Annotated in this window: 12 protein-coding genes; 3 read left to right on the top strand and 9 right to left on the bottom strand. The window is 26.3% G+C overall.

The genetic code is table 11. From position 1 onward, the window contains the following. Positions 1-172: 172 nt before the first annotated feature. A complete protein-coding gene (locus K5V21_RS15635) occupies positions 173-1,264 on the bottom strand; it encodes a ribose-phosphate pyrophosphokinase (protein WP_204593560.1) in 1,092 nt (363 codons plus the stop codon). A 443-nt stretch (positions 1,265-1,707) separates the two neighbouring features. Next, on the bottom strand, positions 1,708-3,096 hold the full coding sequence (locus K5V21_RS15630; RefSeq protein WP_221862088.1) for a L,D-transpeptidase family protein: 1,389 nt from the start codon (positions 3,094-3,096) through the stop codon (positions 1,708-1,710). A 785-nt stretch (positions 3,097-3,881) separates the two neighbouring features. On the opposite strand from K5V21_RS15630, the gene K5V21_RS15625 reads away from it, so the two are divergent. Further along, positions 3,882-4,037 carry a hypothetical protein gene (locus tag K5V21_RS15625; RefSeq protein WP_221862087.1) on the top strand — a complete coding sequence of 52 codons (156 nt, stop codon included), beginning with the start codon at positions 3,882-3,884 and terminating at the stop codon, positions 4,035-4,037. Positions 4,038-4,081: 44 nt separating this feature from the next. On the opposite strand, the gene K5V21_RS15620 is transcribed toward K5V21_RS15625, so the two are convergent. Both K5V21_RS15620 and K5V21_RS15615 read right to left on the bottom strand, forming a co-directional pair. Continuing rightward, entirely contained in the window at positions 4,082-4,453 is a 372-nt protein-coding gene (locus K5V21_RS15620; protein WP_221862086.1) for a VOC family protein, read from the bottom strand. A gap of 162 nt (positions 4,454-4,615) precedes the next feature. After that, the gene (locus K5V21_RS15615; RefSeq protein ID WP_221862085.1) at positions 4,616-5,806 is read right to left on the bottom strand and encodes an acetate kinase; all 1,191 of its coding nucleotides are present in this window, start codon (positions 5,804-5,806) and stop codon (positions 4,616-4,618) included. Positions 5,807-6,534: 728 nt separating this feature from the next. On the opposite strand from K5V21_RS15615, the gene K5V21_RS15610 reads away from it, so the two are divergent. Further along, a complete protein-coding gene (locus tag K5V21_RS15610) occupies positions 6,535-6,693 on the top strand; it encodes a hypothetical protein (protein WP_204594932.1) in 159 nt (52 codons plus the stop codon). A 104-nt stretch (positions 6,694-6,797) separates the two neighbouring features. On the opposite strand, the gene K5V21_RS15605 is transcribed toward K5V21_RS15610, so the two are convergent. After that, the gene (locus tag K5V21_RS15605) at positions 6,798-7,307 is read right to left on the bottom strand and encodes a carboxypeptidase-like regulatory domain-containing protein (RefSeq protein ID WP_204594931.1); all 510 of its coding nucleotides are present in this window, start codon (positions 7,305-7,307) and stop codon (positions 6,798-6,800) included. A gap of 77 nt (positions 7,308-7,384) precedes the next feature. After that, the gene (locus K5V21_RS15600) at positions 7,385-8,266 is read right to left on the bottom strand and encodes an MSCRAMM family protein (RefSeq protein WP_221862084.1); all 882 of its coding nucleotides are present in this window, start codon (positions 8,264-8,266) and stop codon (positions 7,385-7,387) included. 145 nt (positions 8,267-8,411) lie between these two features. On the opposite strand from K5V21_RS15600, the gene K5V21_RS15595 reads away from it, so the two are divergent. Continuing rightward, a complete protein-coding gene (locus tag K5V21_RS15595; RefSeq protein WP_221862083.1) occupies positions 8,412-11,780 on the top strand; it encodes an autotransporter outer membrane beta-barrel domain-containing protein in 3,369 nt (1,122 codons plus the stop codon). 58 nt (positions 11,781-11,838) lie between these two features. On the opposite strand, the gene K5V21_RS15590 is transcribed toward K5V21_RS15595, so the two are convergent. The 3 genes from K5V21_RS15590 to K5V21_RS15580 all read right to left on the bottom strand — a co-directional run bounded on the left by K5V21_RS15590 (position 11,839) and on the right by K5V21_RS15580 (position 15,649). Continuing rightward, positions 11,839-13,698 carry an FtsX-like permease family protein gene (locus tag K5V21_RS15590; RefSeq protein ID WP_221862082.1) on the bottom strand — a complete coding sequence of 620 codons (1,860 nt, stop codon included), beginning with the start codon at positions 13,696-13,698 and terminating at the stop codon, positions 11,839-11,841. Continuing rightward, complete coding sequence (locus K5V21_RS15585) at positions 13,698-14,444, bottom strand: ABC transporter ATP-binding protein (RefSeq protein WP_221862081.1); 747 nt, start codon at positions 14,442-14,444, stop codon at positions 13,698-13,700. The genes K5V21_RS15590 and K5V21_RS15585 overlap by 1 nt, the downstream gene beginning before the upstream one ends. A 224-nt stretch (positions 14,445-14,668) precedes the next feature. Continuing rightward, positions 14,669-15,649 (bottom strand): sensor histidine kinase, encoded by a 981-nt coding sequence (locus tag K5V21_RS15580; protein WP_221862080.1) that lies wholly within the window; start codon positions 15,647-15,649, stop codon positions 14,669-14,671.

Here is a 15,649-nt window from a genome sequence, read left to right as displayed (position 1 = left end):
TTACTAAAAGCACTTATATTAAATTATATTTCATGGAATGAAATCTTTTGATATGTTAAGACCTTTTAGTAGCAACTTAATACTAACATATCAAGATAATAATATAAGTTATTCTAAAAAAAAGCAGAAATATTAAATATTTCTGCTGTTATTTGCTTTATATAATTATAAACTATTCATTTAATAATCTACGTATTATTTCTGTCGCATCCATGTACTTAGCAATAGATTTACCATAGTTTAATCTATTGATTATTCTTGCTAAGAATTCTGACATATCAACACCGTAGAACCATTTTGAATTACTTAACTCTTTTGGTATATATGTTAAGTTAGTTGAGTAAACTTTTGATATTACTCCATCTTGATAGAACTTATTGAACTTTTCTAATCCTTCTGTAAAGAAAGCAAAAGTAGTTGCAACATATACATTTCTAACATTTCTTGCTTTTAATTCTAAAGCAATATCTAGAACTGATTCTCCTGATGCTATCATATCATCAACTATTAATACATCTTTTCCAGAAACATCTCTTCCCATATACTCATGTTCAACTATAGGATTCTTACCATTAACTATTAATGAATGGTCTCTTCTCTTGTAAAATAAACCAACATCTACACCTAATACACTTGAATAATAAATAGCTCTATCCATAGCTCCTGTATCTGGACTTATTACAAGTAACTTCTCCTTATTTAATTCTAATGAAGATTGATCACTTGTAAGTGATTTTACTATATCATATGTTGGATATATGTTTTCAAATGATAATAAAGGAACAGCATTTTGAACATTAGGATCATGAACGTCAAAAGTAATAATTTCATCAACACCTAATCTTTCAAGCTCTTGAAGTGCTAATGCGCAATCTAGTGATTCTCTACCCTTACGTCTATGTTGTCTTGACTCATATAGAAGTGGCATAATTACAGTAATTCTTGAAGCTTTTCCCTTGATAGCTGATATAGTTCTCTTTATATCTTGGAAATGTTCATCAGGTCCTTTATGATTTGTGAACCCAAACATTTTATATTTACAACTATAATTTCCAATATCACATAAAATGTAAATATCTTTTCCTCTAACAGTTTCAGAAATTTTAACCTTTCCTTCTCCATTTGAAAATCTTATTTCATTAGTTGGTATTAAAAAAGTTTCTGTGCAATTTCTTTTTTCTTGAATATATTTATCTACAGCATTACCTAATTCTTTACAGCTTTCTAATGCTATTATTCCAAGATCATGATTTAATTCACTCATCTGTTTATCTCTCCTTCTAATAATTTTTGAGAATAAAATATACTTGTCTCAAAAAAACTTCTTTAGTTATTAGTATATATCAATATTTTATATCTATAAATACATTTTGTATAATAAAATTTAATATAATTACATTTATTTTATTTATATTTCTTTTTAAAGTATTATAAACCGACAAAATAAACCTATAATTTAGTACTATTAATATGAAAAAGTATATGTTAAATCATATAAAGTATATCATTAAATCTAATATTTGTAACCTAATTTGAATTAAAGTGATATTTTATATATAAATTTTATCTAGAAAGACAGTACCTAAAATTGCTTATTTAATTCAAGTTAACACTTGTATTGAATCTTACTGTGTTAAAATAATTTAAAATAAAAAAACCTACATTATTATTTAATGTAGGTTCTTTTATATAATTTATTATAGTTATTTACTCAAAATAACAAACAACTGGTGTGTTAGGTTCTATATTATTAAATACTTTTTCTGCAAGAGCATGTGGTGCATTTACACAACCATGAGAACCACTATTTTTATAGATTTCTCCACCAAATTTATTTCTCCAACTTGCATCATGAAGACCGATTCCACCATTAAATGGCATCCAATAATCAACTTTTGAACTATAATTATCGCCTTTTAGTATTGCATTTTTTTCCTTATACTTTAACCTATAAGTACCTACAGGTGTCCCCCATTTTTTGCTTTCATTACCTGTAACTACATCACCCTCAGCTACAAGAACTCCATCTTTATAATACCATAGATGTTGTTTTGTCATGTCAAGTTCAACATAAGTATTTCCAATATCATCTATACCATAAGCTGCTGCTGTTTGAGAATATTTAGGGTCTCTCTTTACAGTTTCTCCATTCTTTATATCTTCCATTAATGCTTGTGTCTCATTTGGAATACTAATTGCCCATCCGTAATCTCCACCTGGAACTTTTACTACAGTTCCTAATGTAGTCTTAAAATCTCTTGTTTTTCCGTATGTGTTGTAAGTTTTAGCTAAATTAGTTACATAATTTCTAACTTTATTTTCATTAATAATAGCATTTAAATCGTTATTAACTTCAAGCCATTTATTTATTGTAGAACCATCTAAGTTAACTTTATTATATCCTATTGTATAAGTCACATTAGTTTTGACATATTTATCAAGCTTGTCCTTAGTCTGTGCTACTTCTGGTGATTTTGTAGTATATTTTGGATTTTCATAACAATTAGCTTCTTCTAAATTTAATGTATGTCTACCACTAGCTATAGCTTTCACTATTTCATTATATAAAGTTTCTTTATTAACTTTAGTTCCATATACTTCATCTACAACTTTATATTGACCATCCTCATACTTAAAGCTAACATTCTTAGGTTCAACTATATTTTTCTTCTTGAAATAAGGTAGCTCATTGATGTATTTATCTAATTTTTGTTTATCATATGAAGCCATTTCAGTAACCTCTGAATTCTTCGCTTTAAAAATATGAATAATCCAAGCAAATGGATTTTGGCTATCTTTTAACTCTTGAATCTTATCTGTTGAATTATACTGCAATCCTATATCAGATGCTGTAATTTCTGCATCTAAGTTATCTCTACCTTGTAACTCTAACTTATATGCTCCTATTTGTGATGATATTTTTTCATTTGCCTCTTCCACAGTTTCACCTGACACACTTATACCGTTAATTTCAGATCCAAAATAAAAGTGGTTAGTAAAATAAAATGACATACCTAAATACGCTACTAGTAAAATACAAACTGCAATTATAATACCTGTAATTATTTTTTTGCGATTATTTTTTTCTTTTTCCATAATGATTACTCTCCCCTGTACTTGTTACACACAACATAAAATTTTATTTTAATACTTCTACTTTTTAACTTATGACTTAGAAATACGCTTGTTACTTTTAAAAATTTATTCATATATTAGATCCTAACCCATTATATAATTATAAATTTTATTTTAAATATATCTCTTTACTTAGGTAATACATTCTATAAATATGTACTAATACTTATAATTAGGATTACTTTCTTTAAAAGAATAAAATATTATAGTTAAGACTTATCAACTACAAACCTATTTTTATTGTTCCTGTATTGCTTAATTAAGTAATACTTTTCACATACGGAATAAAATTTTCAAAATAAAAAATCCACTATATTGCTATGGTGGATTTTAATAGTTGATGTTACTTATAATACATCTTTTAAAATAATTCCATCAAGACCTCTCTGAGTATAGCATGTGTATTAAAATGCGATTTCTAGAAAACCTATATTTAGGTAACTAAAATTTTAGCTTTATATGTTTAATATCTAGTTAAAATAAATATAAAATTTTACTAGTTTGAGTTCACAACTAATAATACCAGTATACTTATACTTCGGCAATATAGAATTCATAAATTTAACTTTTAAATTTATAATATTCTTTAAACATATTAACACATTTTTAAAAATTATTTCTATTATTATTTTAACTCTAATTTTTGTGTTTTTTGTGAATATTTAAAAATATTTTCCTTATCTTTTCTCGTGTTTTTTTAACATATTTTATGCATACTAATATTATCAATTACTGGAGGTGAAAATATGACAAAAGATAGTCAGCCTGATAATAAAAAAGATAGAATGAAAAAATGTAATTACCAAACATCAATAACTAGTGAAGAAGGTAAAAATCATAATAGAACTCAAAAGAAACACTCAGTTAAACGCGAAGGTTTTCAAAGTCAACATATTAACTAATAAAAAAAGATTCTACCTTATTTATAAAGGTAGAATCTTTTTTATTAAAGTTCATTGCTTTCAACAATTTGTATTTCTAATCCATCTGGATCTTTTATAAAGAAGAACTTAGTATCTTTAGAGACTTTAATTGGTCCTCTTACTATATCTATATTCTTATTCTTCATATCCTCAATAGATTCATCTAATGAATCTACTCTAAAAGCTAAAGTTATTCCTTTAAATATTTTTTCTTCATCATTTTTTTTATTTTCTATAAGCTCTAAATTAAAATTATGATTATCCTTTAAAAACATTATAGTCATTTCTTCATTAGGCCTTAGAGTTCTTAATTCTTTTAATCCAATTATATTCTTATAAAATTTTGATGATTTTTCTATATCTGATACTGTCAATGTACTCCAGCAAAAATTCACTGCTATCACTCCTTCTAATATATACAGTAGTATTTCTTTTTCATATTATATCATAATAATTTTGTATTATTAGTCTTACATAATACAAAAAATGTAACTAAAAGTACTTGTAATTAAATAAGAATCCTAATAACATATTAGGATTCTTACATATTTAAAATTTTACTTTTGTAATCTCACAGTGTCTTTAGCAATCATAAGCTCTTCATTAGTTGGAACTACATAGACTTTTACCTTTGAATCATCTGATGAAATTTCAGCTAACTTACCTCTTACTTTATTTTTTTCACTATCTACTTTAATTCCTAAAAACTCTAGTCCACTTAAGCAAGCTTCTCTAGTTTCTGGACCATTTTCTCCAACTCCTGCTGTAAAGATAATTGCATCTACTCCACCCATTTGTGCTGCATATGCTCCAATTTGTCCTTTAATTTTATAATGGAATATATCTAAAGCTAATTGAGCCCTTTTATTTCCTTCTGAAGCTGCTTTTTCTATATCTCTAAAATCTGAGCTAACTCCTGATATTCCAAGAACTCCTGACTTTTTATTTAATAAATTAGCTACTTCCTCTGCTGTATAATTACATTCACTAATTAGATATGTTGGAATAGATGGATCTATACTTCCTGATCTTGTTCCCATAGCAATACCTTCAAGTGGTGTAAAGCCCATAGTAGTATCAACAGATTTACCACCCTTTACAGCAGCTAAGCTCGCTCCATTTCCTAGGTGACAACTTATTATTTTTAAATCTCTAATATCTTTACCCATCACTTCTGCAAGCTTATTTGATACATACTTATGAGAAGTTCCATGGAATCCATACTTTCTTATTTTATAATTTTCATATAATGCATATTCTATTGGATAAATATATGCAACTTCTGGCATTGTTTGATGGAAAGCTGTATCAAACACTACAACCATAGGAGTATCACCCATAATTTCTTGGCATGCTCTTATTCCAATAATATTTGGTGGATTATGTAAAGGAGCTAGCTTTGCGCATTCCTCTAAATATTTAATTACTTCTTCATCTACAACAACAGAATTTGCGTATCTTTCTCCGCCATGAACTACCCTATGTCCTACAGCTGATATTTCATCCATAGATGAAATTACACCATTTTCTTCATCAACTAATGCTTTAAGTACTAAATTTATAGCATCTTTATGATTTTTAATCTCTTCATTTATCTTATATTTACCTTTATCTGATTTTTGTGTTAAAACAGAACCTTCAAGTCCAATTCTTTCAACTAATCCTTGTGCGATACATTCTTCATTTGTCATATCAATTAATTGATATTTTAAAGATGAACTACCACAATTTATAACAAGTACCTTCATTTAAATACACCATCCTATTCTTTCATTGTCATCTATTGTTTTTAAAATAATTACAACAACGTTTACAATACCCTTAATGAACATTCTCTTTATAAATAATTAATTGGGCCTAAATATATTGGTAAATTGTTCTATACCTTTTAAAATATACCCAGCATCTATATTTTTATATGAAATAACAACTCCAAATCCCAATCCCCTATATTTACCTCTTTAAATTATTATCCTTCGCTCACTCAAAGTATTAATAATCATCGTACATGTAAGCATTTACTTACACTCTCATTGTAAACATTTTATATTAATATATCAACATTTGCAAATAAAATAATAAAAATAATTAGATAAATATTTTTATTGAGTATTTATTAAAATTCAGTTAAAAATAAGAGCTTTTTTATCACAATTTATTAACAATTGTTCATTTATACGCAATTATATTCATTTATGGTTCATTTTATAAAATTTGTGTTCATAAAATAAATCTTTAATCAACTATTTATTACCAAGTATTTTTTTACCTTAAAATAAATGCAATGAATTATTAAAATATTAATTACAAATACTAAATAAAACAATTACCAAACTATATAAAAGTGTATAAAATATGTTTCTAATTATTGTATTTTTATTATTAATAAAATATTCAATAAATTATTTGTTGATAATAATTATTATTTAATATATAATTTAAATATAGAATTTATTGAGAATTGGAGATGTTAAATATGAGTAATAAAGAAAAAACTATAAAACCAGAATTTTTTGATCAAATCGTAGAAGAAGAAAAAAAGGTAGATGTAACAGATCCTTGTGATCCATCACATCCTGATTATCCTTGGGTACCTTGTGGAATAGACAAGAAGGATAAGAAAAATAATAAATAATATAAAACATAAAAGCTCCACAAAACATTTATTGTTGTGGAGCTTTGTTTTATTCTATATATTTATTCAATAAAATAATTTATTTTAATACCTATTTATATAATTTATTTTATTGCCTTAATAATATACTTTCCTTTTGGTATATTAAAAAAATTATATTCTCCAGTAAAATCTGTATAGGTAAATTTTTTTGGTATATATACTTTTTTAGAAATTACTTTATACAATACTACAATCGCCTTATTAACGACTCTATTATTTATATCAGTAATATATCCATATATTCTATTAGTATTTATATGACATAAACTTATATTACAATTAATATTTTTGAATGCCTTAATTATAAATGTTTTTTCTGTATATCCCTTCTTAGAAATAGTAATTTTATAAGTATTTTTGCAGATTCCACTAGTGAGTGCTCTTCCTCTATAACATGTCAAAATATTTATAATTTTTTTTGATTTATATGCCCTAATTGAAATTTTAGCATCTTTTATAGGAACATTATTCTCATCTCTGACATTAAATTTAATATATATTCTACTATTTATTTTATATTTTTCTCTAGGTAATATCATCAGTATTAATATAAATAAAAATCTATTAATCATATGTTATATTCACCTTTATTAAAATTACTTATATGTATATTTAAAGAACTGAATTAAAATCCAGTTCTTTAAATTTATTAAGGTACAATAACATCTTGTGTTTGGTTCGCTTTAACTTTGTAGTTTCCTTGTGGAACATTAATAAACAAATATACTCCTGAAGCATTAGTTTTACCAAATGAAATAGCTGTAAGTGAATCATCTGAATTTACTTTATATAAGACAACATCGGCATTAGCAATTGGTTGATTATTATTATCTGTAATAATACCTGAAACAGTACCTCTTGAAGCATTTGGATCCTGCACTATTGTAATTAGTGAAGGGACTATTTGACCAGGTGTGCTTATAGATACAGTACTAGATGTTCCTATATATCCTAAAGCTGATACTCTTATTGAATAATTTCCAATTGCAAGCTCTCTAAATACGAATTGTCCATACTCATTAGTATAAGTTATAGCTTGAAGAACTTCTGTATTATCTGGATTAACCAAATATAATGAAACAACTGCACCGCCTATAGGTGTATTGCTTGAAGAGTCAACTAAGTCTCCTGCAATTATTCCAAGCTGGGCTGCTGGATCACTAACAAGATTAAAATCTCTATTTATAACTTGTCCAGCAGTAATACTAAAGCTTACTCCTTGTTGAAGTGCCATTCCAGCTGCTGTACAGAATATATTATAGCCTGTTCCAGCTGGAAGATTATCTAATGTATAAGTCCCATCTAGTGCAGTTACAGCATGTAATATTGGATTATAATTAGAATCCATAATCTTAACTAAAGCATTAGGGACTGGGTTTCCACCTGAAGTTACCGTTCCTGTAACTTTTCCTGTATTATTTAATACTTGTGGTCTTAAAGATAAGTCTAACCTAATTTCTTGGCCTACACTATTAATTTGTTTAGCTTGAGATTGACCGAGCACATAAATATCTTGTTTTATCGTTGCCATAAAAGTTCTCTCCTTTATTCTTCTACTTAAAATCACAAAATTTTCAAATATTATAATGTATTATATTAATAAACACAGTAATGTGTTATAACAAACTACATTTAGCCGAATATAATATATAAAAATCTTTTTATGGAGGTGCAACATGTATAACCCTTCAAATTTTCTAATCAGTATAAATAATGACTCAATTATTAATTTAACTACTGGAGGAACTATTTCAGTATTAACTACCGTATCTAATACTGATAGTACTAGCACTTTATATAACTTATCATTTACTCTTAATTTAGGTGATGGAATCACGTTTGTTAGCTCTTCAGTACCATATACAAGCGTATCAGATAATATTTATTTATTTACAAATATAAAGGATCTAGCTCCTAATGAAATAGATTATGGCATTAATTTTAATTTAAAACTCAATACTGAATTTAATAATGGTGATACTATGCCTTTTGGCTCATTAATATCATGTAGTATTACTGCATTTGCTGATACTATGCCTCGTGGAATTTATGATAATAATAACGAAATTATAGAATCTATATCTACCTTTTCATTTAATGCAAGCAGATATATTATTTATAAAGTAAATCCATCTAAATTATTATTAGGTAAAATTTATTCATCATCTATAATAATTAAAACAGCTAAAAATTCTGATATATTCTTTGATAGTTTTACAGATATTTTAGGCAATGGGATAAATTATTTGGGCAATTTGTCTATATTAGGTTATTCATCGCAGGAACTTAATAATTTTACAATTCTCTCTCCAAACACTTTAAGTAATAATTTCAGTTTAGTTTGGAATAATGTCTCAATACCGGAAGATACTACTGTAACAATACGTTTTGATATAAAAATTAATGAAAGATATTACACTAATGGTACTATATTAGGTTCATATATTGAGAATAATTCATCAATTTCAAATGAATTATCTTGGGTTATAGATAATGTGAGTTTTTCTCAAGTTTATACCCTTATTGCTTTTGAAGTAATTTTAAATATAGTTTTATCCAAATATATAGTTGATATAAATGAAGAATTGACTTACTATGTATATTTTTATAACAATCTATATCATGGGTTATTGAATCTTAGTGGTTATCTAACTACAAGCGATGGACAAATACTTGATGATACTAGCACTCCTATGTATACCTCAAAAACTACTTCTTCTGGTGGAATAACTCAAGTTTTATTCAATGTAGGAACTATATCTGCCGGGCAAACAGCAATTGTAAAAATTAATGGTAGCATTCTTAATAAATATCTATCTAATGGGTTAGATATCTTATCTGGTGATACCTTTACTGTTTCAACAAATTGTAATGCCATAAGTACTGCTACTAACAAACTTATAAGCTCATCAGATTCTACTGTCCTAAGAATTGGTTTCCCATTGACCTCTAAAGTTATTACTGGATATTATTATAGAGATAATACACCAAAGCCTTTTAATATTGTCGCTCCTGGTGATTATATAAGTTATAAATCAACTTATAATAGTAGCAATATACTGGCTCCTTCTAGCCAAGTTAAAATATTTGATTTTTACCCTTATATGACTAAAGATATTCTTAATATTAATTATAATTATTCATCAAATGAATATCCTGGCACTGGAATTGTTCCAGTATCTCCAAACGGTGTATTATGGTTTGTAAATAGTATATCTGGAGGTCAATCCTTTGATATAGATTATACTACTCAAATAGATTATATAAATTCAGATACTAATTTCCCTTATAATCTATTTAAGTTACAAGTTGTAAACTCTAATGGGATAGGTTATTCAAGTAGAAGCCAAGTAGGATTTATTTTTGGAAAACCAAATTTAATTTTAAATAGAAACGTATTTGGAAATAATATAAATAAAGTAAAGATTGGAGAAATATATTCTTTTAATGCTTCTCTTAAAAATGATAATTCTCTAAATAACGTAACTGATGCATTTAATATTACCTTTACTGAATCAATTCCAAGTTCTGTAATACTAGATCAAAACTCTATAATTGCTAAAGTAAATGATGCTATAGTTCCATTTACAATACAAAATAATTCTATAGTTATTAATATTGATAAATTAGGACCAAATGATATTTTTATGCTAAGCTATAAAATATCAATCTCTAATACTCTAGGCCCTAATGAATCCTTTACTTTTACTAGTTCTACAACATCACCATATACTCAAAGTTATAATTCAACTCTAGAAAATTTACAATATGATATTGGTGCTTTAACACAAAGCACAACACTTCGTTCAGAGGTTATTACACTTCAACTAAATAGTGATTCTCCTACAAAAATTGTAGGTGATATTGTATATTATACTCTTAAAATTACAATTCCTATGGGGCAAAAGTTATCATCATTATCTAACTTGATATTGATACCATCATATCAAACTTATTTAAATGAAGCATGGCTAAATGATGTTCCTATAGATTCTTCTTTGGCAAATAGAACCGTAATTTTTGACACTATAACTAATATAGATACAATATCTAGCTCAATTATCTATAATTATAAGATTAAGTGCTTAATAAGTGACTCAATAGTATCAAGTCAAAATCCACTCTATACTACAGAAAGTTTTTATGGTAATTTGACTTATATAAATATGCTAAACGAAACTACCAATTTAGGCATAAATAATTCACTTATAATAAATCATCCTCATATTGACTTAAATATTGGCTCTTCTGGAGTTATGAATGGATTTACACAATTCTTTATCCTTGGAAGCTTTAATAAAATATATACTAAGGTTCAAGCTTCTAATTTAGGGAACACTGATGCTGCTAATATTTATGCTAATGTAAGTATTCCAGACTATTTAAACTTTAATAATATTATCTTATCTTCTAATGGAGTTACTTCATCTTACAACAGTATTACTCATATATTATCTATAAATATAGATTATATTTCTGCTTTATCTAATAAATATTTAGTATTTGAATCTAATATTTTAAATGGACCTATTGCTGAAAATAAACTAATTATAACTGGTCATGCAAATCAATATTACAATAAAATATATACAAGTAAGATATATACTTCTGATTTGATTTATAATAATGAATTATATATAAATAGCTTAATACAATTCTTACCATTATCATTTTACAGTCTAATTGGTAGTGATGCTGCAATTAATCTATCTCAGCTTGGAGAACCAACTAAAATAGAATATATTTTAACTAATATAGGTCAAGGATTTGATAGCTATAGATTAGAAATGACTCCAATTAAATATGACTATGATGTTTATATTGGTGAAACATTTGTACAATCTATTCCTCAAAACACTTCTGCTAATATAACATCATCATTATTAAATAACATCGCTCATGGAAATAGTATTTATATATCTTTTAGATATATAATATCAGTGGATAGTGGAATACCTTTCTATGCAACTATGCTTGTAAAGGCTACCTCAATTAATAACGAAAATACTAAAAAAACTATTCCAACAACACTTCAAGACCCATAAATAAGATAGAAGGGTTGCTACTAAAATGTAACCACCCTTCTATATTATTTAAGCTTCATTATTTATTATTTAAACTTCTTTTTACTTCTAACAAATAATTTCCTCTTATAATTAAGAAATATATTATTTGTACTAATAAAAAACTTCCCATAACAATAAAAGCAGCTATGCTTATATTTATATTAAAAGCACTCTTTAATGCCTCTAGTGCAAACATGGAATGAATAACAGCTATTACATATGGCAATAAAAATAGCACTCCAATTTCAATAGTTGATACTTTTTTTATCTCCTTAAAAGTTAACCCTATCTTATTTAACTTTTTATATTTAATCTTATCTTCTTCAACATCCATATAACATTTGTTATATAAAAAGCTTCCTGTAGTTACAAAGAATATTATTCCTATGAATATAGTTAAAAACATAACTTCTCCATATTCAATCTTGCTTGCTTCTAGCATCTCAGCCTTCATTAGTAGAGTATACTCTCCACTATATCTTTCATCCATAAATTTTTCATTATAGTCATTACATATATTTAAAGTATCTTTATAACTCTTTACATTAAAGGCAATAAATACAGATTCTGATCCTTCAATTTTCTTATAATCATAATCACTTATAACATAAACATCATCATAATATGCAGGTACTATTCTTTTTTCCAGTTTTCCTATTACTTTTATATCCATATTATTTGTTAAAATATTTTTCCTTTTAATATTATTAAGTGGAGTACTTAATAAAGCTTCGTTATCTTTAATGTTCACTTCTTTTTCTCCAAGAGATTTAGCTAAATTATTATAGGTACTTTGGCTAATTACATTTAGTGCTATAGTATTATCCAATGGACATACAAATTTAACTGTACCTTGATCCTTAGTATAATAATATCCATCTCTTTTTAGGGCATCTTCAATAAAATCTATTCTGTTGCTATTTATCTTTTCTCCTGAATAGAAAAATGTTTGAGGAAAGTTTTTTTGAACTTCATCTTCTTTATTCATCCAAAAAGCTGTCACTCCACCAATTGATGTAAATACTACTGATGATGTTATAGCTATTAAAAAGAACATCCTTGAATTATCCTTAACTCTATATAAAAGATTTGATACCCATAATACAGCTGTTTTATGCATATAAAAATTTCTATTACTCTTCATAACTTTTATAATAAAAATACTAAATTGTGAAAATAAAAAATATGTGGCTATTATAACAACTACTGTTACAGGTATAATTCTATAAGATATATTTCTCATAGTTGATGTAACAGCGAAATAATAACCTCCTACAAGTAAAATTATACTTAATATTGATAATATTATAGAACTCTTAGGTTGCTCCTTTGGTTTCTGAGTTCCTTTAAGCAATCCTAAAACCTTATCCTCTTTTATTATTGATGTAGTAAAAATAGATATTATAATTCCCATTAAAATAAATGCTATTAAAATTGTTACTATAGCTTTAATAGGAAAATAAAATCCTAAAGCATCAATTCCTAATAACTTTCCACTTAAGGCCAAAAATATCTTAGAAAATACTAATCCTATTAAAACTCCAAAAAATCCTGCTGAGGAGCTTATAAGTATATTTTCAATTGCAATCATCTTTCTTATCTGTCTTTTTGATATTCCTAAAATATATAGTATTCCAAATTCTTTGAACCTACTTTTTAAGAATACACTTACAGAGTAGAATACAAAAAAACATAAAAATAAGTATGCAATTGATGATGTTAATTTAAAGCCTTGTTGTAAATGCTCTGGCAAAATGATAATATTCAAATCAGGATGCATTACTAGCATAGTAAAGGAAAATAATAATGCTGCTGATATAGTACTACTTAAAAAATATCCAAAATAAGCTCTTATATTTCTTAATACATTCTTAGTTGCAAACTGTCTAAAATTCATTAGTTTGTTCCTCCTAATAATGCAAGTACATCTATTATCTCTTGATAAAACTGTTCTCTACTTTCCCCTTTGTAAATTTCATTATATATATATCCATCTTTTATGAAGAGAATTCTACTACAATAGCTTGCCGCTAAAGGATCATGAGTAACTAGCATAGTTGTTACCTTCTCTTCTTTATTCACCTTTTCAAATAGTTCCATTACTGTCTTTGATGACTTTGAGTCTAAATTTCCAGTAGGTTCATCTGCTAGAAGAATAGAAGGATCATGTATCAACGCCCTTGCAATTGCTGTTCTCTGCGCTTGACCACCTGATACTTCGAAGGTTCTCTTGTTTAATAAATCCTCTATTCCAAGAATCTTTGATACTTTATCAAGTTTTTCATCCTGTTCTTTAACTGGTACCCCATCTAACGTTAACGGTAATACTATATTTTCTCCTATAGTTACTGTATCTAATAAATTAAAGTCCTGAAACACAAATCCAAGCTCTCTTCTTCTAAATAAGGCTAATTTATCGCCTCTTAATTTTAGAGGGTTCTTACCCTTTATTGTTATTTCACCTGAAGTTGGTTTATCAACAGTAGAAATCATATTTAAAAGTGTCGTTTTTCCACTTCCTGAAGGCCCCATAATTCCTACAAATTCACCTTTTTCTATAGTAAAATTTATATTATCTAAAGCATTAAATGTTACTTTCTTTCCATATACTTTTTTTAAATTTTTAACCTTTAATATGTCCACGTCTCTACTCCCCCTTTAAACTTCTTTCTTTTAATAAAATATTTTTAAGTGTAATTATTTTATAGTCTCTCATACTTCTTTCTCCTTCATTACTACCGCTTATATGACTAGTTTAAATGGAGTTCCATAAAGTTACTATCTCCAAACCTTACATAAACGTGACACGTATGTCACACTTATTTATTAATAAAATAAGTAGAATGATATATTAAAAACATATCATCCTACTTATTAAATGTTATTATTACAGTTGTTCCTTCTAAAACTTTTGAATCTATTGATATATCATGACCTAAATAATCACAAACTTTCTTTGATATATATAATCCCATACCAGTAGATTCACCAAATTTACGTCCATTTTCACCTGTAAAAAAAGGATCAAATACTCTTTTAATATCTTTCTTAGGTATTCCTATACCTTCATCACTTATGGTTAATTTTATATCATCAGTGCTTTCATAAGCTTTTATAATTAATTCCTTTCCATATCCTTTAGAATATTTTAATCCATTAACTATAAGCTGTTCTAATATGAATTTTATCCACTTAGCATCACTATTTACTTGTATATCCTTATCTATTTCAATCCTTGGCATTATTCTGCTTTTTATAAACATCTGTTTTTCTTCATTAATTTTACTTAAAACTAAATTATTCAACGAAAACTTTTCTACTACAAAATCTTTTCTAAAAGAATCAAGCCTAGCAAAATACATAGCCATGTTTAAACCTTTATTTAATTTATTTACCTCTGCTTTCATGCTTTCAATTGCTTCTTCACCCTCATACTCTTGAATATATAATTGTATTGCAGATAGTGGTGTCTTCATCTGATGAACCCATTGATTTATAAAAGTTAAATGCTCTTCATGAGTATTATTAAGTTTTATAATCTCACTTTCATATAGGCTATGCTCTTTCTTTAAAACATTAGATATATTTTCTCCTAAAAGAGAATTACCAATATCAATAAATGCTTCATCAACATTTTTTATACCATCTTCTAAGAACTTGTATACTTCTTTATTTTTATAATATCTATAAGTTAAAAAACATAATAAAATAAATGTATTAAATAACAATATATATAGGCATTCACTAAATTCAACTGTACCTAGAAGAATTAAATATCCTAACGTAAGAAAAATACTTATAAAATATATACTTATATATCCTATATTATCTTTTATAAATAACTTCAT

It is taken from the genome of Clostridium sardiniense (assembly GCF_019753795.1).
Classification (GTDB): Bacteria; Bacillota; Clostridia; order Clostridiales; family Clostridiaceae; genus Clostridium; species Clostridium sardiniense.
Note: the sequence above shows the minus strand (reverse complement) of the source record. Positions and strands in the feature narration are given on the sequence as shown.

Bases quoted from the DNA above. Each gene is read 5' to 3' on its own strand.
- K5V21_RS15635 (WP_204593560.1), bottom strand. From the start codon at position 1,264: ATGAGTGAATTAAATCATGATCTTGGAATAATAGCATTAGAAAGCTGT.
- K5V21_RS15630 (WP_221862088.1), bottom strand. From the start codon at position 3,096: ATGGAAAAAGAAAAAAATAATCGCAAAAAAATAATTACAGGTATTATA.
- K5V21_RS15625 (WP_221862087.1), top strand. From the start codon at position 3,882: ATGACAAAAGATAGTCAGCCTGATAATAAAAAAGATAGAATGAAAAAA.
- K5V21_RS15615 (WP_221862085.1), bottom strand. From the start codon at position 5,806: ATGAAGGTACTTGTTATAAATTGTGGTAGTTCATCTTTAAAATATCAA.
- K5V21_RS15610 (WP_204594932.1), top strand. From the start codon at position 6,535: ATGAGTAATAAAGAAAAAACTATAAAACCAGAATTTTTTGATCAAATC.
- K5V21_RS15605 (WP_204594931.1), bottom strand. From the start codon at position 7,307: ATGATTAATAGATTTTTATTTATATTAATACTGATGATATTACCTAGA.
- K5V21_RS15600 (WP_221862084.1), bottom strand. From the start codon at position 8,266: ATGGCAACGATAAAACAAGATATTTATGTGCTCGGTCAATCTCAAGCT.
- K5V21_RS15595 (WP_221862083.1), top strand. From the start codon at position 8,412: ATGTATAACCCTTCAAATTTTCTAATCAGTATAAATAATGACTCAATT.
- K5V21_RS15590 (WP_221862082.1), bottom strand. From the start codon at position 13,698: ATGAATTTTAGACAGTTTGCAACTAAGAATGTATTAAGAAATATAAGA.
- K5V21_RS15580 (WP_221862080.1), bottom strand. From the start codon at position 15,649: ATGAAGTTATTTATAAAAGATAATATAGGATATATAAGTATATATTTT.